This is a genomic window from Bacillus haynesii (genome assembly GCF_001969855.1).
GTDB classification, from domain to species: Bacteria; Bacillota; Bacilli; order Bacillales; family Bacillaceae; genus Bacillus; species Bacillus haynesii.
In genome coordinates this window covers 197902-217091 of the sequence record NZ_MRBL01000017.1, presented here as the reverse complement: position 1 = coordinate 217091, position 19190 = coordinate 197902, and the positions used below count along the sequence as shown (strand labels likewise).

The window sequence follows — 19190 nt, the reverse complement described above, 5'->3', positions numbered from 1 at the left end:
ATTTTGTCAACGGTCTGAAGCCGGCACTTCATGTGCCGGCTTTTCTTTTCCTGTTTACGATTTGTAGCCTGCTTTCTTCATCAGCATTAAATCGATAAACAATTGACATCTTGTATTAAAATCATTGAGATCGATCGATGTCATTTCTAATATTTGTTTAATGCGGTAGTTGAGCGTGTTTTGGTGAATAAACAGCTGTTCTGCGGATGGCTTGACCTTGCAGTTGTTGACGAGATAGATTTCAAGCGTTCTTAAAAATTCGGTGTGGCTTTCTTTATCTTTTTCTTTCAGCAGCTGAAGGTCCGGGTTTACATATTGCAGATGTTCGTTTTTTGCGGCGATTTGGTCAAGATATTTGAAAAGCCCGAGCTTTTGGTATTCATAGGGAATGTGTTCCTGGCTTCCCGTGATTTCCGCTGCTTTCGTCACTTGGAGCGCCTCTCTGTAGCTTCTGCCAAGAGACAGCAGGCTGCTGTACTCATTGCCGACCCCGATCAAAATAAGGGGCAGCATTTGTGAGCGCAGATGGGTCAACAGACGGTTGATCAGTTCTGAGGCCGCGGCCAGCGCGGAACGCTTGCGCGACACACTGCCGACAATGATGGCGATATTCGAATGATCCTCCAATACGTGACTGATGTTGTCTTTCAGGTTTAAATAAGACCGGATCGTTTCCTTCAGATCTTCGAGCAGTTCATCCTCCCCGTCAACGACTTGAAGCACCATGACCGTAAACACGGCCGGCAGGAAAACGCTTGCTTTATCGGCGGCGGCTTTCAGCTCTTTTTCCGTTTGAAACTGATCGTTAATTGCCTTTTTGTAAAGCTCTTCCGCCTGTTCTTCTTTTTCTTGTTTGAGGCGTTTTTTCTTATAAATGACCTTCCCGACATGAAAGGAAGCTTTGTATAAGAAATCAAGTTCTTCATCAGACAGGTTGTCTTCAATCTCCTGCACCCAGATATAGCCCATTATTTCGTCTTTATGCTTGGCGCTGACGACAACCCGCTGGTTTAAGCCGATTTCTTCAATCTGTTTTACCCGAAAAGGAGTCGGAGTCGTTTTCAATTGATCAATAATGCCTTCTTCGACGAATTTTTCAAAGATCGGCAGCGGACATTTTTTGGAGAAAATCGTTTGCTGGTTTGCTGCATCAAAATGGTTAATATAATAGGAGTTGTAAGCTAATAAGAAAAAATCTGCGCTTTCCAGTATGACCGGCTTTTTCAGCTCGCCGCTGATAAAGTCAATGATCTCATTAATGTTTGAAAGAGAAACAACTTGTTCTAATAGCTCTTCCATATCCTTTCTCCTACTCGTTTTTAACTTAATCATACTTCTCCTTTACACTCTTGTATAGACTTATATGCGACTTTTAAAAAAATGGGATCAATCCCCTGTTAGAAGGGGGGGAGAAGGCCTATAAAAAGAGAGACGGAGAATGGTTCCCCATCTCCATCATCGTTACAGTGTTTGTTTGTATTGCTCGAATTCATCAAGCACTTGCTGCTCCGGTTTTGACGTCAATAGACTGACGACAAACACAAACAGCAAGCTGGCGCCAAAGCCCGGAATCATTTCATAAAGAACATCCGAAAGCCCGGCTTCCGCCCAAATGATGACGGTAGCCGCTCCGGCAACCATTCCGGCAAGCGCCCCCCATTTTGTCATCCTCTTCCAAAACAAACTTAAAATGATCACAGGGCCGAACGACGCGCCGAAACCCGCCCAAGCATAGCTGACAAGACCGAGAATCGTATTATTTTTTGTCCAGGCGAGACAGAGTCCGACAATGGAAACCGCCAAAACCGAAAGCCGTCCGAAAAAGACAAGTTCTTTGTCAGATGCAGAGCGTTTAAATAGTGTTTTGTATAAATCTTCAGTTAGTGAACTTGAGGTAACAAGCAGCTGGGAGGAAATTGTACTCATAACCGCTGCTAAAATCGCCGAGATTAAAAATCCTGTGATCAGAGGGTGAAACAGGATGTTCCCCAATTGAATGAAGATGGTTTCCGGATCATCCAAGTGAAGCCCGTTCTTTGAGTAATAAGCAATACCGAGCAATCCGGTCAGCAGTGCGCCCGCACTTGAAAAGATCATCCATCCCATACCGATCCGGCGCGCTTTCTTCGTTTCCTTGACAGAGGATATCGCCATAAAACGCACGATAATGTGAGGCTGTCCAAAGTAGCCGAGGCCCCATGCGAACAAGGAGATGGTGCCGAGGACACTCGTTCCTTTAAAAATATTGAGGAGGTTTGGATCGATCGACTGGATTTCGCTGAAGGCTTCTCCAGGTCCTCCCGTCTGAATGACCGTCACAATCGGAACAAGAATTAACGCGACAAACATAATGATGCCCTGGACAAAGTCCGTCCAACTGACTGCCAAAAACCCGCCGAAAAGCGTGTAAGCCACGACGACACCCGAAATGATCCACAGCCCTGTATGGTAATCCAAATTAAACATGCTGTTAAATAAAACGCCGCCGGAAACCATTCCTGATGATACATAAAACGTAAAAAAGGTAATAATGACGACTCCGGAAAATATTCTCAGGATCTTTGATTTGTCATGAAAGCGGTTTTCTAAAAATGCAGGGATGGTGATTGAATTGCCTGCTACCTCTGTGTATGATCTCAAGCGCGGCGCCACAAAAATCCAGTTCGCCCATGCGCCGAGTACAAGGCCGATGACAATCCATGAACCGCTCAGGCCTGTTGCAAACATGGCGCCCGGCAGCCCCATCAAAAGCCAGCCGCTCATGTCTGATGCGCCGGCGCTAAGCGCCGTGACAGCAGGCCCGAGCGTCCGTCCGCCAAGCATATAGTCTGAGAGGTTTGCTGTCCGTTTGTAAGCGTAATACCCAATATAAAGCATCCCTACCATGTAAATCACGATGGAAATGATCAATTGTACGTTCTGAATAAGAATCTCCCCCCAAGATGCCGTTTATCTAAATTTTTAGACTAATTTCTCTTTTTTTGAAGGCAGCCTTTCATAGGCTGCCTTCGTCCCCCTGTTTAACCCCTTTTCTTACACCTTAAAACGTTTCGCTGATCGTTTTCGCCTGCATGTGAAGCGCAAGATAATCAGGTCCGCCCGCTTTAGAATCGGTTCCCGACATTTTGAAACCGCCAAACGGATGGTAGCCGACGATCGCCCCTGTACAGTTGCGGTTGAAATACAGATTTCCGACATGGAATTCTTGTTTTGCTCTGTTGATATGATCGCGGTTTTTCGTAATGACCGCGCCTGTCAGGCCGTATTCGGTGTTGTTGGCAACTTCCAGCGCCTCATCAAAGTTGCTGACTTTTGAGAAAGCAACAACAGGTCCGAAAATTTCTTCCTGCATTAACCGGGCTTTCGGATCTAGATCGGCAAAGATCGTCGGATCGATGAAGTAGCCTTTTGAATCATCGCCTTTTCCTCCGCTGACTAAGCGGCCTTCTTCTTTTCCGATTTCGATATAGTCCATGATTTTATTAAACGATGCCTGGTCGATGACAGGTCCCATGTAAACGTCCGCACTGTCAGGCTCTCCGACTTTCTTGGACTCCGTAATTTCGATCACGCGCTTCAATACTTCGTCATATACCTTTTCATGCACAACAGCCCGTGAACCTGCTGAACATTTTTGGCCTGCAAAACCGAAAGCAGATGTGAAAATTGATTGTGCAGCCAATTCAATATCGCAGTCTTCATCAACGACAACCGTATCTTTTCCGCCCATCTCAGCAATCACTTGTTTTAAGTGTGTCTGACCAGGCTGAACCTTCGCTGCGCGCTCAAAAATGCGCGTACCGACTTCCCTTGAACCTGTAAACGTAATGATGCTTGTTTTCGGATGATCCACCAAGTAATCCCCGACTTCAGCTCCGCTTCCAGGGACGAAGTTGACTACTCCTTTTGGAAGTCCGCTTTCTTCAAGCACTTCAACGAACTTGGCAGCAATGACAGGCGCTGCGCTTGCAGGCTTCAGAACAACCGTGTTTCCTGTCACGATCGGCGCAACCGTCGTTCCGGCCATGATCGCGAACAGGAAGTTCCACGGCGGTATCACTACCGTTACACCAGTCGGTGTGTACACATATTGATTTCGTTCTCCTTCACGGCTGTTAACCGGCTTTCCTTTCGCAAGCTCAATCATTTGCCGCGCATAGTATTCCATAAAATCAATCGCTTCTGCCGTATCCGCATCCGCTTCATTCCAAGGTTTCCCTGCTTCTTTGACTAGAAGCGCAGAAAACTCATGCTTTTTGCGGCGCACATTGGCAGCCGCGCGGAATAAAACAGCCGCTCTTTCTTCAGGATCTGTATATCTCCAAGTTTCAAACGCTTTCGCAGCCGCCTGAATGGCCTTTTCCGCATGATCCTGAGTAGCCTTCGATACTGTGCCTACAACTTCTTCTTTGTTTGCAGGGTTGATCGATACGATCTTGTCTTCCGTTTCATACCTTTCTCCATCGATAACAAGAGGATAGGACTGACCCAGCCATTCGTTATTTACCGTTTCCAGAGCTTTTTCGAATGCCTTCCGGTTTTCTTCGATCCCGAAATTTGTAAATGGTTCGTGTTTGTAAGGTGTTGTCATGCTAATCTCCCCTTTTTATCGTTTTATTTCTTCGTCATGCCTTTAAACGCAAAAGCGATGTTGGCAGGCCGCTCGGCAAGCCGTCTCATAAAGTAACCGTACCAGTCGTCTCCGTAAGGAAGATACACGCGCATATTGTAGCCTTCCTTCACCAGTTCCAGCTGAGTTTTGTTGCGCATCCCGTACAGCATTTGAAACTCGAAGCGGTCCTTGCCGATTTGATGCTCTTTCGCAATTTCTTTGGTGTAATCAATCATCTTGTCGTCATGAGTTGCGATGGCTGTGTAATGGCCGCTCAGCAGCTGCTTTTTAATGAGCTTTTTGTAATTCTCATCCACATCTTTTTTGTCAGGAAACGCCACTTGCGGCGATTCTTTATAAGCTCCCTTCACAAGACGGAAAAACGGATTATACGGATTGAGCTCCTCCAAATCCTGTTCGGTCCGGTACAAATAGGCTTGCAGGACAGTGCTGACATACTCGTATTTCTGCCTGAACTCCTTAAAGAGGTCCAGCGTATTTTGGCAGCGCACTTCATCTTCCATATCGATTGTGACCATCACTTGGTGCTGTTCGGCACATTCCAGAATGCTGGTCATATTATCCCTGACAAGGTCAAGGTCAATATCGAGCCCCAGTGACGTCATCTTTAATGAAACATGTGAATTAAGCTGTTCCTGAGCAATCAGCTGAATGGCCCGAATGCATTCCTGCGTGCGCTCCCTTGCGACTTCCCTGCTGTCTACAAATTCGCCCAAATGATCAACTGTTACAGTCAATCCTTGTTCGTTCAGCCCCTTAATAATCGGAATTGAAGCTTCAAAATCTTTTCCTCCGATAATTTTTCCGGTCGCGACGGAACTCCCCCAATTTCTCGCCAGGCGATTCAGGATGCTGCTCTTAGATAAGAATAGGAAAAAGTCTCTTGTTATCACTTCCATTACTCACACCCCGCCATCTCATGAAATATTTCTTTATATTCTTAATTTTATAAGAGCCAAGGGTCGATTCACAATATTTCGAAAAAACAAAAAAGCTGACGATTTTTGTGGTTTTCCCACAATGTTTTACATCTGCTGGGATTTTTTCAGAAACTTTCTTCCTAAAACTTGGTTGGTATACGACAATAGAATCAGAAGAAACTTCGGTAAAGAACAGGATGCGTTTTCGGCGAACCCGTTTTTGCGAATGCCCTTTCTGCCGTTCCGCGCCGCTTTATTTGAAAACGCTTTCTGTTATACTCAACTATTTCCCTATGAATGCAAAGAAAAAACCCTTTAAGAATACTTAAAGGGAATATCATGTTATGCCCACACCTCGTCTAGCGTTTCTCTAAACAGCCGGTCAAGCTCCTGCGTCAGATCTTCATGATCCGTTTTATATGCTTTGGCAACCGTCTGAAGCCTCTCCAATTCACGCTCAATAAATGCGTGGAGAATGGGATTTTGAGGTTCAAGATTGAACTCCTCGCCTTTCTTTTTCCTTTCAAGCAGCTGCTGGATTTCCGTTTTCAGCGGTCCGTCTTCCGTAAGTTCGTCAAGCAAAACTTGAAATTCAATCGGAGGAACCGTCCGGCGGCTTTCGATCCACTGGCATGCCAGAATCGGGCGGAGTACATAAAAATATTTTTTGATTTTCACTTCTTCCCGCTTCAGGTAGTCTCGGAAATTTCCCGAGGCCATATTGAGATAATGGTACATGCAGGAGACGGGAGAAAAGGCTCGGCTTTTGAGCTGCCTCATTTTTTCTGCCAGCGAATAGGCCTCATAATAAACGGTTCCCGAAGAGAGCCATTCAAGAAGCGGAGGGTTTGATTTCCGGAACAGCCTTAACGCTTTTGTCAGCTCCCAGCCGCTGATATCGAGAGAATCGTCAATCGGCAGTTCAATCACATCGCGCTTTGCATCAATTGACAGATACCAGTCTTTTTGATGAATATAAATAAATCTGACGTCGTAATCACTATCCTGTGAGGGAAAGCCCCATGCCCTGCTGCCCGATTCAACCGCATAGAGGATTTTAACACCATATGTTGCTTCAATGTTTTTCAGTTCTTCTTGAATTCGCTGTTTCATGATAAGTGCACCGCCAGTCTATCGTTTCTATTATTTATATTATAGTGTCCGCTCTGGCAATAAGCGACTTTTTCGCGGCCGCAGAGCAAGAAAAAATCTCATCCAGGGAAGTGGCGGCGGGGCGAAACGTGATGCCCATCCTAAGCCCCTATACTGTATCAAATGGACAAACGGTTAAACAAGACCGAAAAATCCGGTATTCACGAAAAGAGCCAATGACCAGACAGATCATTGGCTCTTTTCTTATTCCGGTATATTTAAACAGCTTAATTAAACGTTTGTTTAAGATTGACCAAGCTTTAGCATCTCCACAATATAGTCAGCCGTTTCTTCGGCAGACCGGTTATCTGTTTCCACTTTTAAGTGGTGGAATGCATAGATGCTCTTTCTCTCATTGAACAGCTGTTTCATTTCTTCGATTGTACGGTTATGAAGAACCGGCCTGTTTTCAATCAAGAGATCCATCCGCTGCTTCCAATTCTCCCATGTTAAATCAAGAAAGATGACGAAGCAGTGTTCGAGGCACTTCTTTCTGATTTCCTCCTGTTGAAAAGCGCCGCCCCCTAAAGATACGATGTTGCCCATTGTATGTTCGCACATCTGAAAAATATATTCTTTTTCAGTCTGTCTGAAGAACGCTTCCCCTTTTTGCTGAAACATCTCCGGAATGGTCATTTGAAAGTCTTTTTCGATCTCGTGGTCAATATCGATAAAGTCGCGGCCTAATTTCTTTGACACAAGCTGACCGATGGTTGTTTTCCCGACGCCCATAAACCCGATCAGCACAATATTTTTATCTCTCATTGAGGCATTCATTTCCAGCTTCTACTCCTCCTTGCATAAAGGAATCAAATATCTTAAGTATATGACAAATCCATCTGTAATGATATAGGGTGCCTGTTAATAAAAAAAGAGGCTGAAGTCAGCCTCTTTTTTGCTTATTTCCACCACTCGTCAAACATTGAAGCAGGGACTTGGCGTTTGTGCTCGGATGCCTTATAGCGTTTTTCGATGGCCTCAGCCACCTCGCTGGAGACGGCTTTTCCTTCAAGGTAGTCGTCGATGTTATCATACGTCAGGCCGAGCTCTTTTTCATCGGATTGCTGAGGTTTTTCATCAAGCAAATCAGCGGTCGGGGACTTCGTATAAAGCCGCTCCGGTGCTCCCAGCTCTTCCAGCAGGCTTCTGCCCTGGCGTTTTGTCAGGCCTGTAAGCGGCAAAAGGTCCGCGCCCCCGTCTCCGTATTTCGTGAAAAATCCGGTAACAGCTTCTGCAGCATGATCTGTGCCGATCACCAGCAGCTGATTTTGACCCCCGATCGCATATTGGGTGATCATCCGGACTCTTGCTTTTACATTGCCTTTGTGAAAATCGGCAAGCGCCTCTCCCGTGACTGACTGATATTGAGCAGCAAATGAGCCTACAGTTGAAGCAATGTCAAAAGCAAAAGACTTGTCCGGCTTGATAAATTTCAGCGCCAGCTGGGCGTCATCTTCATCCTGCTGAACACCGTAAGGCAAGCGGACCGCAATAAATTCCGCCTGAACGCCTTCTTCTCTCAATTCTTCAACAGCCAGCTGGGCAAGCCTGCCCGCCAATGTGGAGTCCTGTCCTCCGCTGATGCCTAAAACAAAGCCTTTGGCACCCGTTTTTTTCAAATAGCTTTTTAAAAAACCGACCCTTTTTTCAATTTCCTGTTTCGGTTCGATAGAAGGCTTTACATTCAGTTCCTGCATGATTTTTTCTTGTAAAGTCATCCGTCATTCCTCCTTTTGACTGAATGAACCGTAATGATTATGTCTTTAACTATAGCATATGTCTCATTTCAAAGTGAATATTGAGGTGCGCAAAGAACCTCCCCCCTTCGCGAATAAAAACAGTGCCCCCTGGCAAAATAACAAGAAGATTAGAGGGGTTGAAACGATGAAACAGCAAGCGAAAAAAGGAGATTTAAAATGGTGGCAGCTGTCCATGATCGGGGTCGGCTGCACAATTGGAACAGGTTTTTTTCTCGGCTCAAGCATCGCCATTAAGAAAAGCGGCTTTTCCGTATTGGCCGCCTTTCTTCTTGCTGCCCTTGGCACTTTTCTTGTCTTTCAGCAGCTGGCGAAATTAACGGCAGATCATCCTGTTGAAGGGTCTTTTTGTTCTTACGCCAGAGAGGCCTTCGGCAATTGGGCGGGGTTTAGCAATGGCTGGGTCTACTGGTCATCGGAAATGCTGATCATCGGGAGCCAGTTGACGGCGATTTCCCTGTTTACGCGCCATTGGTTTAACCAGATTCCGCTATGGGTGTTCGCTTCCATTTATGCGATTCTCGGACTGATCGTCATCTTCACAGGGCGCAGCAGTTTTGAAAAAACGGAAAACATATTGGCCGTGTTGAAAACGGCGGCCATTTTAATGTTTATCATCATCGCTGTCTTGGCATTGTGCGGGCTGCTGCCCGGAAAAACACCTGAAGTACAGTTCCCTGACCGGGTTCACGAATTGTTTCCTTTCGGCTTCATGGGATTGTGGACAGGGTTGATTTACACATTTTACGCCTATGGAGGAATCGAAGTCATGGGTCTGATGGCGATTCACTTAAAAGACCCGAAAGATTCATCAAAGTCAGGCAGCCTGATGCTCATAACCCTTGCTGTGATCTACGTCGCATCGATTGGGCTGGCCATGCTCCTTGTACCCCGCGGGACATTTACCGAACAGAACAGCCCGTTTATTACGTCATTAAAAGACTTTCATCTCGATTTGATCATGGATATTTTCAACGGCATTTTTATTATCGCCGGTTTTTCGACGCTGACCGCTTCATTGTTTGCTGTCACCACACTGATGGGAACAATGGCGAAAAACGGTGATGCTCCCGCGTGTTTTGCGAAAAAAGAAAAGGCAAAAGTATCGTGGCCGGCACTCGGCCTGACAGTGCTCGTTCTCGCTGCTTCCATCGTCCTGTCGCTGCTTTTGCCGAAGCAGCTTTATGAACACATGACGACGGCCGCCAGCTTAATGCTGCTCTATAACTGGATGTTCATCCTGTTTTCCAGCAAAAAGCTCACAAAACCGAAAATGAAAGGGGATGTCCAGATTGTCACAGCGCTCGTCCTGATTTTATTTGCCGTTTCGGGTACGTTATTTGAAAAAAACAGCAGGCCCGGTTTTTTTGTGAGCCTTCTGTTTCTTGCCGTTATTGCTGCTGTGACGATGCTGATGAAAAAAAGGTGGGCGCATCAAGAAGAGAAAAGCGGGCAGACATGATCAGCGCCCCGCCGTCAGCAGTTCGAGCATCCCCTGATAGCCGAAGTAACAGCCGAAAACAATCAGACTGATGCCCGCAAGCCAAGTCGTTGCCTGGATCATCCGCGGGCTTAAAAATGTTCTGAATGTCCCTGCAAGAAAAGACATGGCCAAGTCCCACAGAAAAAGTCCGATTAAAATGCCTGAACTGCAGATCAGCAGCTGGTATGATTCGTACGTCTCTACCGTTTTCGCCAAAATGCTTCCGTAAATACCGAGCCAGAACATGATGCTTAACGGGTTTGAAAGGGAGATCACCAGCCCCGACAAAAAAGATTTGCGGTATGACCCTTTCTCTCCCGCACCTCTCATCAGCGATACTTCCTTCGCCTTGACCAGACTCTCGATCCCCGTATAGGTCAAAACAAAAAAACCAAACAGCCATAAAAACGTTTTTAAGAATGGCGCTGTCAAAAATTGAGCGACTCCAAAGTAGATTAAAGCCATATATAAGACATCCGCCGTCACAGCACCAAGTCCAAACAGCCAGGCATGAAAGAATCCGCCTTTCATGCCCCTGTCGATCTGCGCCGCATTCACAGGGCCGACAGGTGCGGCCAATGACAAGCCCAAAAACACATAACTCAGGAAGATGTTTATCATATCTCGTCCCCCTTCCGCGGATAACTTGTACAATGTATTCAAAAAGAGGACATGATAGAACAAACAGCTTAAAAAGCCTTTTCCCATTGCGGGAAAAGGCTCTTCTTTATATGCCAAGCTTTGAAAGCGCAAACGTCCAAATGCAAATGATGAAAAGCAGGACCAAGCTGTATTTAACGGTTTGGCTGAAAAGTTTTGATTCCTGCCCTGTCTCTTGAACCGCGGCTGTTGCAATCGCAATCGACTGCGGTGAGATCAGCTTGGCCATCACGCCTCCCGCAGTATTGGCGGCAAGCAGCAAAGCTGAACTTGTCCCGATTTGCGCTCCGGTGACAGCTTGCAGATGGCCGAATAATGCATTGTTGCTGACGACTGAACCTGTGATAAAGACACCGATCCAGCCCAATACGGGACTGACGAACGGAAAAATATCCCCTGCTTTGGCAAGCGCCAGTCCGATGGTTGAACTCAATCCGGCATAATTGGCCAAGTTTGCAAAACCCATCACAAAGCAAATGGTGAGAACGGGAAGCCACAGTTCCTTGACCGTCTCTTTCAAACTGGAGAGTCCTCCGCGGAAACTGATGTTTCGGCTCAGTACAATCGTGATGATCACGGCGATCAGTATCGCCGTACCCGTCGCTGAAATGAGGTCAAGCTTCATCACGGCATCAAGCGGTGCCGGTTCCGGGGATATCGGCGGCGTTTTCAGCACTTCCCGGTGAAGAAAAGGCATGTTGAATAAAATCGTCGTTTGCTTCAGCAATCCGCCTTCCTGAAAAAGCCCTTTGAAGCCGGGCAGGCTCCACACCGCAATGACGGCGGTCAAGATATAAAACGGAGACCAGGCTTTCATAATGTCTGCTGCATGATATTTTTCAGCGGGTTCATGTTCATTCCCGGTTTCCCTGTAAATGTGACGCGGCTGCCACTTTTTCAAAAACAGCGCCAGCGCTCCCATGCTGATTAAAGCGGCCAAAATGTCAGCAAGCTCCGGCCCCAATCCAATCATCGTTAAAGTCTGCACCGCCGTATAGCTTCCGCTTAATACGAGAAGAGCCGGCAGCGTTTCCCTTATTCCTTTAAACCCGTCCAATATGAAAACGAGCAGGAATGGGACAAAGAAAGCGATGACCGGCAGCATCAAAGCGAGCGTTCTGGAAAGCTCAACCGGTGTCAAGCCTCCCATCTGCGCTCCTGTGATCACCGGAATTCCGATGGCTCCAAAGGCTCCGGATGCCGCATTCGCTATTAAACATAGGGATGCCGCTTTCAAAGGTTTAAAACCAAGCTCGACAAGAAGAACGGCGCTGATCGCAATCGGCACACCGAAGCCTGCCGCGCCTTCCAAAAAGGCGTTAAAACTGAACCCGATCAGCAATAACTGAAGCCGCTGGTCAGACGAAATCCCGGCAATGCTTGCTCTGATTACTTTAAACTTTCCGGTTTTAACAGAAATTTTGTAAAGCCATACAGCCATCAGGACAATATATCCGATCGGCCAAAGGCCGTTTGCAATTCCAAGTAAAACGGCGGAGACAGCTTTCGCAGCCGGCATGTGAAAAAAGAACACCGCTGCTATAAAGCTGACCGCCAGCGTCAAAAATGACGCGATGATTCCTTTCATCTTCAACACGGTCAGTGCAAGGAGAAAGAAAAGAATCGGCAGAATGGCGGCAAAAGCACTGATGAACAGATTCCCAAACGGATCGTATATTTGCTGCCACATTTTCATCATCTCGCAATCTTCATGATGTTAGTATCTTCATGATGTTCAGTTACGCCTGCAGTTCAAAATGCGGTTCTAAAATTGCTTTTAACACTCCTGCGCTATGCTTGAATTGTTGTTTTTCCTTTTCATTCAGGTCGAGCTCAACAATTTCCCTCGCTCCACATCGGCCGACAATCGCCGGAACTCCGATATAAACATCATTTTCTCCAAATTCACCATCAAGATGAGCGCTCACAGTCAAAATCGCTTCTTCATTGCGGTAAATCGCTTTCGTAATACGCGCGAGGCTCATAGCAACTCCGTAGTATGTCGCACCTTTTTTCTCAATAATGTGGTAAGCGGCGTTTTTTACATTGTCAAACAGTTCATCAAGATCTTCCGCTTTGTATTTCTCATCTCTTTTCAGCAAGTCGCTGACGGGAACTCCGCCGATATTCGCATGGCTCCAGACAGGCAGCTCCGTATCTCCGTGTTCACCAATAATATAGCCGTGCGCATTGTGGGCAGCGACACCGAAATACTCGCTGAGCAAGTAGCGGAAACGGGCAGTGTCAAGCGTTGTGCCGCTTCCGATGACGCGTTCTTTCGGTAGGCCGCTGAATTTCCAAGTCGCATATGTCAAGATGTCGACCGGGTTTGTAGCGACGAGGAAGATGCCGTCAAAACCGCTGGCCATGACTTCTCCGATGATTCCTTTGAAAATTCTCAAGTTTTTTTCGACGAGATCCAGGCGGGTTTCACCCGGCTTTTGGTTCGCTCCGGCGCATACGCAGACAATATCGGCGTCTTTGCAGTCATCATATGTGCCGTACCATGTTTTCACAGGATGCGGGGCAAATGCTTTACCGTGGTTTAAATCCATAACATCGCCCATTGCTTTGTCTTTATTTAAATCAATGATCACAAGTTCGTCTGTGATACCTTGGTTAATTAACGTAAATGCATAACTGCTTCCAACAAAACCCGCGCCGATCAATACTGTACGGTTGACTTTTTGGTTTCTCATGACTCATCATTCCTTTGCCGTTTGTTTTAAAATCTAAGCTGTTTGTGAAACTCTTCACATTCATATTGTGCAATACTTCACATACTTTTTCAAGTGATATACATTTTTATTTATGTCTATTTTGTGTCTCCACATATTTCTTCCTTTAATTTGTACATTTTCTGGTAAAAACATGCCCTGTGGCTAAAGAAAAATTGATAAACGTGTTGCAAAAGACGGCTTTATCTGCGAGTGCATCAGGCCCATACCAATATAACTTTCCCATTTTCAGCAGTCATAACACCTCAAACCTTCAGCAGAATTCAATCATCGCCGGCTATGGTGCTATCCAAATTAACATTTTAAATATTCACTCTTTTAGTTTGTTAGTAAAGCTTACAAAAATACTGCCAACCCTAATCAATTTTGTCATGATAAATTCTAGAATCTATCGGATGGGGAGTGTTGCAATTGAAATTGGCGGATTTGAGGAAGAGCGGACACGCGCCTTCCTTGTTGTCATCTTTTTTATATTTCGATGTCAGCTTTATGATTTGGGTGTTGCTTGGGGCGCTTGGTGTTTATGTTACGGCTGATTTTGATTTATCGCCTTCTCAGGTCGGATTGATCGTCGCCATACCTACTTTGGCCGGATCGTTTTTCCGGATTGTACTCGGCATTTTAACCGACCGTTTCGGACCGAAAAAGACGGCCATTGGCGGAATGCTGGTGACGATGATTCCGCTGATATGGGGGTGGCAGTTCGGTTCATCGGTCGCCGAGCTGTATATCATCGGAATTTTACTCGGTGTGGCAGGCGCAAGCTTTTCCGCATCCCTTCCTATGGCGAGCCGCTGGTATCCGCCGCACTTGCAAGGTCTTGCCATGGGGATCGCCGGGGCGGGAAACAGCGGAACACTGCTTGCTACGCTATTCGGCCCTCGCCTTGCGGAGCAAGTGGGCTGGAACGGCGTCATGGGACTGGCGCTGATTCCTTTAACCCTCGTGTTATTCAGCTATTTCCTTATGGCAAAAGAACCTCCGAATCAGCCGGCGCCTAAACCGCTCAAAGACTATTTTGCCGTTTTCAAAGAAAGGGACACTTGGTATTTTTGCCTCCTCTACAGCGTGACATTCGGGGGTTTTGTCGGCTTGTCCAACTTTTTAAGCTACTTTTTTGCATCCCAGTATGCCGTTCCGGCGGTAAGAGCCGGCGAATTTGTCACGCTTGTCGTTGCATCCGGAAGCTGCCTCCGCCCTGTCGGCGGGTTGATTGCCGATAAAATCGGCGGCGTGCGTCTGCTGCAATTCCTCTTTATCGGAGTGGCTCTGTGCATGTTCTCGGTCAGCATGCTCCCGTCTCTTGGCGTTGTGACGGCCGCATTATTTATCGGCATGGGCTGCCTCGGAATGGGAAACGGCGCGATATTCCAGCTTGTGCCGCAGCGATTTCAACAAGAGATCGGGATGGTGACAGGGATCGTCGGCGCTGCGGGGGGAATCGGCGGATTCTTCCTCCCGAATATTCTCGGAACGCTGAAGCAAATCACAGGTACGTATTCAAGCGGATTCCTCACCTTTACCGTTATCGCATTTTTGGCACTCGGACTGCTTTTGTTTGCTCAGTCCGGATGGAAAAAACAGTGGAAAGCCGAGGAGAAATCAATCCGGATTTAAGGGGGAGCCGCCCGATTCTTTTCGGGCGGTTTTTTATTCGGCAGATCTTTCGGTTATCTATCCCGGATCATGACGATTGGATGCTCTTGTGAAGAGTCACCCTGATCCTCCTGAATGATGAAATGCAGATTCAAGCGCTTTCTCCGCGAATTCCACCATCCGGCTGTCGAGCGGATAAAGCCCGTTTGGCTCTTCAGATTTGCGAACCTCCCAAAACCGATCGGCTACATTCTCATGTCCCTTAAATGAATGATCAGACAGATACATGATGTCCTCCGCTATTTTGCTGTTTTTCACAATCTTACTCACATAATGCGGCGCGGGAAGTTTTTCAAAAGAGATTCGTCAAATTCGAATACCAGATATTAATCCATATCATGTTGTCCGTATAAAGCAGGATGCCGATGACAATCATCAGCGCGCCTCCCACTTTCATGAGCATATTCGAATATTTCATAAGCGGCCTGATGTTTCCGATAAAAAACGCCATGAGCAAAAAAGGAATGGCAAAGCCTAAAGAATATGCGGTGATCATCATGAATGCGCTCCCAAAATCAGGGTTCTGAAAATTTGCATATGCGATCGTTCCGAATATAGGCCCGATGCAAGGCGTCCAGCCCGCCGCAAAAATCATTCCAACCAGCATCGAATTCAGCAAGCCTATTTTTCCCTTTCTAAACGAAAAGCGCCGCTCCTTCATCATGAAAGCCGGCCTGAAAACGCCGAGTAAGAACAGGCCCATGACGACGACAAATATCCCGCCCAGCATGCGGATCAAGTTATGGTATTGCAAAAACAGCAGGCCAAACGAGCTGGCGGAGAAACCCAATATGTAAAAGATCACAGAAAAACCGGCCAAAAAAGCCGCCGCGTGAATCATCACCAACTGTTTGATATGCTTTGCATTTCGGTTTTTCAATTCGCTGACCGAAATCCCGGTGATGTAGGAAATAAATGATGGATACAAAGGCAGACAGCAAGGAGAAATAAACGACAGGAAACCGCCGCCGAATGCCAGCCATAAAGCGGTCATACTTCCATCCCCTTCATGTTTATATATTTTTTACCATGGGAATCTCTTTCTCTAGCATAACATAAAAAACCGCCTATCATGGCGGCGATTTTTTGTATATTTGAAGCCGCCGCCAGCTAATCCAAGGGGCGGCTTCTTTTTTATCCTTTTTAACCGTTTAAAGCGGCTTTTTTCATATTGTCCTGAAGTTCCAATATGCGTTTTGCCCCTTCTTCGCGCAGGCGTTTGTTCTCATCTTCAATCTGCTTCGTCTCCTGCATGCCTTTGACAATCGTATTCCAAGATTGTTCGATCGTTTCAATATCAATGCTCGGTCTTCCGGACATTCTCGCAATTTCGACGGACTGGCTTGAAATATTTTCCGCGTTCCGCTTCAGCATTTCGTTTGTGCGGCGGTCGAGTTCGCTCATTGAATCGGCGACAAGCTTTTGGCGCTTGGCGGTAACAGCCTGGATGATGCCGTTTTTGAAAATCGGAATCGTAATGATAAATGCCGAGTTGATTTTCCCGATCAGCTTTGTGTTTCCGCGCTGAAGCAGGCGGATTTGCGGCGCTGTTTGAATCGCGACCATCCGCGCCATATCGAGATCATACACCCGTTCTTCCAGCGCTTGAATGCCGTTTCGAAGCGTATCAAGCTCCATCTGCGCCATCTGGTTACCGCTGGCCGCTTTCGCTTCATATTCAGGGATGAGCTGCTGCAATTCTTCTATTTTCACCTGGCCGGCTACGACGTATTTCTCCAGCTCCACATAGTAATTGAGATTGCTTTCATACATTTCATCAAGCGTCACGGTTGATTTTGTCATTTCATCTTTATATTTCGAAATTTCGACGTTGATTTTTTCGATTTCTCCGCCGAGCGTTTGATATTTTTTAAATATTTTCTCGATCATGCTGTTGCCGCGCTTAAATAATTTGGAGAGCAGGCCTTTCTGTTCTTCAAAGTCATTCTTGTCAAAGCGGTCCATGATTTTTCCGAGCTGCGTCAACATCGCACCTGAATCTGTCACACTGTTCGTTCTCATCATGGAAAGAATGCGGTCGGAGAACTTCGATATTTCAAGAGCGGGCTCCTTTCCGAATTCTAAAAGCTCCACTTGGTTTTTCGCGTCAATTTGCCGGGCCAGAGCTTGCACATCAGGCTCCTGGCGGAGTTTGGCACGGATGTCCTCCGCTTTTTCAATCGTGATCTCTTCCTCTTTGCTGATATTGACGATGCTTGTTTCATTTGGATTTGCCATCAGAATGGCCCCCTCCTTAAAAAATTTTATTGATGAACTTTCGGACGATTGACGGCTCTTTAAACTCCTGGTTGAAGGACATGTCATCAAGCCAATGGGTATCAAAATGCTGTCCATCGATATAGTGGTCAATACACTTATGGCCCGGCGGATTATAGATGATGATGTCAATGCCGATTTCATTTAACAAAAGCAATGCGGCCGCGTCCGACCGGGTGAGTGTCCCCGTCTGTTCAGTGTGATACAGGATCAGCTTCGGCACTGTCTGTGAATAATCAAATGTCTGAATCATGTTCAAAATTTCTGCCGGAAGCTGTACCGCCTGAGTAAACAAATACAGCTGCACAGCGGCTGTATTTTCATTGTTCAAGGCCAGCAGTTTCGGGCTTTTGCACATTCTGGAAACCGCTTGGGCAATACCGCGCTGAACTCCCTCAGGCAAATGCTTGTAGCGCCATATATTGCTCTCCATTAAACGGTCTGGATCGATCATCCCCGTTTGATCAAGCGCATGGCTGTAATGGAATTGATAATTCGACGTCTCTTCCTTTGTAAACGGGAAGCGCCGGATCGTATGCGACTCCTTATACTCCGTCAGTGTCTGCAGACGGTCCCAGTACTCTTTTTCATTGCTGGAGACGCCCATGACCATCGCGAATAAGTTCGGAATGTTGACCGTTGATTGAGACGCCTGAAAATTGGGTCTGATAAAGGCGCGTTCCTTCGCAATTAAAAACAGTTCATCATACGTGGTCTTCAACGTCACAGAGACCGGTGTATGCTCCCTGAACTGCCAAGGCTTGTACATGAGCGAATCCTCATTGTGCAGAACAGTATCCAGCTCCTTCGCGGAACGGTATGCCACCGTTGATTTGCGCTGGGGCTTTTCAGTCGGGAACGGCTCTAATGCAGACGTGCCCGGGTATGTGAAGACGAAAGAAAGTTTTTGCTCGAGATCAAGCTGGCGAAATTCGTCTTTTCCCTCCGGATGAAACAGCAGCACATCACATCCGACAAGCATCAAATAGTATAAAAAATACCGCTGGCTTTTTGTGGTGTCCCCGTACCAAACCACTTTCGGCATCGCATTTTCGCAGTCGGCCCCTTTCAGCCACTTCTCCAAATGGTTGCCCATCCATTTGACAAGGTCGAGAAGGACCCGGCGAAAATCCGGATCGTTCAATCCTTTTTCATGAAAGGACTGAAACATCTGCAGCACTTCGATAAGCGCCTTTCTTAAATGCCGGTGCATAGCGGCGTCAGGGTGCTTAGGAATGAGCTGCTCCCCGTCGAGAAATGCGGCAAACCGATTGACGGAAAGCCCTTTTTCTTTCTGATTGACCATATGGATGCGCTGTATGGCCTGAAACCTTTCCGGAGAAATGGTCTTATCAAGCGTCTCGCTTAACACATGCACATCACCGGACACATACAGCTCATGGAGATATATGTAGTAATCCGTTTCATCGTGCGGCGTTCCGAGAATCCGTCCCGCCAGACGGCTTATCGTCAGATGTCCGTTTTTTTCATCCGGGGTTCTCTCCGGCAGCGGTTTCTTGATGATCTGCTTCCATTCATCATCATTGACCAGGGCGTTTTGAATATTAATTTCTTGATTCATAGCGCTCAGCCGTCTCCCCTTTCTTCTGAGTCAGTATCACTCTTCCGTCCAAATACGGCACACATGCCCGCTCTTGTCACGGCATATGTTGTCCCGAACTTTCTGATTGTTCCTGCAGGAAAGTCATGCGCTCTCTTTCGGAGCGTAGACGAATCAATCCCCCACTCTTCACAGGCCTGCTGAGAACTGAGAATCTCGCTACTCGTGAGATCGACTATTTTCATCATGGCTGTTCATCCTAAAATTTCATTTGTTTTTCCCTGAGAATATTCACAATATATTATGTCGTCTGCTGCTCTTAGACCAGAGTGATGTTGCGGCACTTCCCATCT

Annotated in this window: 17 protein-coding genes; 2 read left to right on the top strand and 15 right to left on the bottom strand. The window is 46.7% G+C overall.

Translation table 11 applies throughout. The features are described from left to right. Nucleotides 1-54: 54 nt before the first annotated feature. From BTA31_RS16085 to nadE, 7 genes are all read right to left on the bottom strand, one after another. Nucleotides 55-1299: a PucR family transcriptional regulator gene (locus tag BTA31_RS16085; RefSeq protein WP_043925455.1), complete on the bottom strand. Its 1245-nt coding sequence runs from the start codon at nucleotides 1297-1299 to the stop codon at nucleotides 55-57. Between the two features lie 162 nt (nucleotides 1300-1461). Further along, the gene (putP, locus tag BTA31_RS16080; protein ID WP_076793155.1) at nucleotides 1462-2910 is read right to left on the bottom strand and encodes a sodium/proline symporter PutP; all 1449 of its coding nucleotides are present in this window, start codon (nucleotides 2908-2910) and stop codon (nucleotides 1462-1464) included. Nucleotides 2911-3040: 130 nt separating this feature from the next. Then, nucleotides 3041-4591: an L-glutamate gamma-semialdehyde dehydrogenase gene (gene pruA, locus BTA31_RS16075; protein WP_076793154.1), complete on the bottom strand. Its 1551-nt coding sequence runs from the start codon at nucleotides 4589-4591 to the stop codon at nucleotides 3041-3043. Nucleotides 4592-4614: 23 nt separating this feature from the next. Further along, nucleotides 4615-5526 (bottom strand): proline dehydrogenase family protein, encoded by a 912-nt coding sequence (locus tag BTA31_RS16070; protein WP_193427261.1) that lies wholly within the window; start codon nucleotides 5524-5526, stop codon nucleotides 4615-4617. Nucleotides 5527-5895: 369 nt separating this feature from the next. Continuing rightward, nucleotides 5896-6666, bottom strand: a complete 771-nt coding sequence (locus tag BTA31_RS16060; RefSeq protein WP_076793151.1) for a nucleotidyltransferase domain-containing protein — start codon at nucleotides 6664-6666, stop codon at nucleotides 5896-5898. Between the two features lie 282 nt (nucleotides 6667-6948). Beyond that, nucleotides 6949-7482 (bottom strand): shikimate kinase, encoded by a 534-nt coding sequence (locus BTA31_RS16055; RefSeq protein WP_076793150.1) that lies wholly within the window; start codon nucleotides 7480-7482, stop codon nucleotides 6949-6951. A 122-nt stretch (nucleotides 7483-7604) separates the two neighbouring features. Then, nucleotides 7605-8423 carry an ammonia-dependent NAD(+) synthetase gene (gene nadE, locus BTA31_RS16050; RefSeq protein ID WP_043925461.1) on the bottom strand — a complete coding sequence of 273 codons (819 nt, stop codon included), beginning with the start codon at nucleotides 8421-8423 and terminating at the stop codon, nucleotides 7605-7607. 166 nt (nucleotides 8424-8589) lie between these two features. Here nadE and BTA31_RS16045 point away from each other — a divergent pair, with 166 nt between their 5' ends. Beyond that, entirely contained in the window at nucleotides 8590-9924 is a 1335-nt protein-coding gene (locus BTA31_RS16045; protein WP_076793149.1) for an amino acid permease, read from the top strand. On the opposite strand, the gene BTA31_RS16040 is transcribed toward BTA31_RS16045, so the two are convergent. The 3 genes from BTA31_RS16040 to BTA31_RS16030 form a co-directional block, all read right to left on the bottom strand. Further along, nucleotides 9925-10563: a LysE family translocator gene (locus BTA31_RS16040; RefSeq protein ID WP_043925481.1), complete on the bottom strand. Its 639-nt coding sequence runs from the start codon at nucleotides 10561-10563 to the stop codon at nucleotides 9925-9927. A 109-nt stretch (nucleotides 10564-10672) separates the two neighbouring features. Continuing rightward, nucleotides 10673-12295, bottom strand: a complete 1623-nt coding sequence (locus BTA31_RS16035; protein ID WP_076793163.1) for an L-lactate permease — start codon at nucleotides 12293-12295, stop codon at nucleotides 10673-10675. A 49-nt stretch (nucleotides 12296-12344) separates the two neighbouring features. After that, on the bottom strand, nucleotides 12345-13304 hold the full coding sequence (locus tag BTA31_RS16030; RefSeq protein ID WP_043925463.1) for an L-lactate dehydrogenase: 960 nt from the start codon (nucleotides 13302-13304) through the stop codon (nucleotides 12345-12347). A 450-nt stretch (nucleotides 13305-13754) separates the two neighbouring features. Here BTA31_RS16030 and BTA31_RS16025 point away from each other — a divergent pair, with 450 nt between their 5' ends. Next, nucleotides 13755-14960, top strand: a complete 1206-nt coding sequence (locus BTA31_RS16025) for a nitrate/nitrite transporter (protein WP_076793148.1) — start codon at nucleotides 13755-13757, stop codon at nucleotides 14958-14960. Nucleotides 14961-15056: 96 nt separating this feature from the next. Here the strand turns inward: BTA31_RS16025 and BTA31_RS16020 are convergent, their stop codons facing one another. The 5 genes from BTA31_RS16020 to BTA31_RS16000 all read right to left on the bottom strand — a co-directional run bounded on the left by BTA31_RS16020 (nucleotide 15057) and on the right by BTA31_RS16000 (nucleotide 19085). Next, a complete protein-coding gene (locus BTA31_RS16020) occupies nucleotides 15057-15257 on the bottom strand; it encodes a hypothetical protein (protein ID WP_239693220.1) in 201 nt (66 codons plus the stop codon). A gap of 34 nt (nucleotides 15258-15291) precedes the next feature. Further along, complete coding sequence (locus BTA31_RS16015; RefSeq protein ID WP_043925466.1) at nucleotides 15292-15993, bottom strand: cytochrome c biogenesis CcdA family protein; 702 nt, start codon at nucleotides 15991-15993, stop codon at nucleotides 15292-15294. Nucleotides 15994-16142: 149 nt separating this feature from the next. Beyond that, nucleotides 16143-17237: a toxic anion resistance protein gene (locus BTA31_RS16010; protein WP_076793147.1), complete on the bottom strand. Its 1095-nt coding sequence runs from the start codon at nucleotides 17235-17237 to the stop codon at nucleotides 16143-16145. Nucleotides 17238-17253: 16 nt separating this feature from the next. Continuing rightward, entirely contained in the window at nucleotides 17254-18858 is a 1605-nt protein-coding gene (locus BTA31_RS16005) for a YceG family protein (protein WP_076793146.1), read from the bottom strand. A 5-nt stretch (nucleotides 18859-18863) separates the two neighbouring features. Continuing rightward, nucleotides 18864-19085 carry a helix-turn-helix domain-containing protein gene (locus tag BTA31_RS16000; protein ID WP_003178729.1) on the bottom strand — a complete coding sequence of 74 codons (222 nt, stop codon included), beginning with the start codon at nucleotides 19083-19085 and terminating at the stop codon, nucleotides 18864-18866. Nucleotides 19086-19190: the final 105 nt, after the last annotated feature.

Coding starts and splice junctions, on each gene's coding strand:
- BTA31_RS16085 (WP_043925455.1), bottom strand. CDS start 1,299: ATGGAAGAGCTATTAGAACAAGTTGTTTCTCTTTCAAACATTAATGAG.
- pruA (WP_076793154.1), bottom strand. CDS start 4,591: ATGACAACACCTTACAAACACGAACCATTTACAAATTTCGGGATCGAA.
- BTA31_RS16060 (WP_076793151.1), bottom strand. CDS start 6,666: ATGAAACAGCGAATTCAAGAAGAACTGAAAAACATTGAAGCAACATAT.
- BTA31_RS16055 (WP_076793150.1), bottom strand. CDS start 7,482: ATGAATGCCTCAATGAGAGATAAAAATATTGTGCTGATCGGGTTTATG.
- nadE (WP_043925461.1), bottom strand. CDS start 8,423: ATGACTTTACAAGAAAAAATCATGCAGGAACTGAATGTAAAGCCTTCT.
- BTA31_RS16045 (WP_076793149.1), top strand. CDS start 8,590: ATGAAACAGCAAGCGAAAAAAGGAGATTTAAAATGGTGGCAGCTGTCC.
- BTA31_RS16035 (WP_076793163.1), bottom strand. CDS start 12,295: ATGTGGCAGCAAATATACGATCCGTTTGGGAATCTGTTCATCAGTGCT.
- BTA31_RS16030 (WP_043925463.1), bottom strand. CDS start 13,304: ATGAGAAACCAAAAAGTCAACCGTACAGTATTGATCGGCGCGGGTTTT.
- BTA31_RS16015 (WP_043925466.1), bottom strand. CDS start 15,993: ATGACCGCTTTATGGCTGGCATTCGGCGGCGGTTTCCTGTCGTTTATT.
- BTA31_RS16010 (WP_076793147.1), bottom strand. CDS start 17,237: ATGGCAAATCCAAATGAAACAAGCATCGTCAATATCAGCAAAGAGGAA.
- BTA31_RS16005 (WP_076793146.1), bottom strand. CDS start 18,858: ATGAATCAAGAAATTAATATTCAAAACGCCCTGGTCAATGATGATGAA.
- BTA31_RS16000 (WP_003178729.1), bottom strand. CDS start 19,085: ATGATGAAAATAGTCGATCTCACGAGTAGCGAGATTCTCAGTTCTCAG.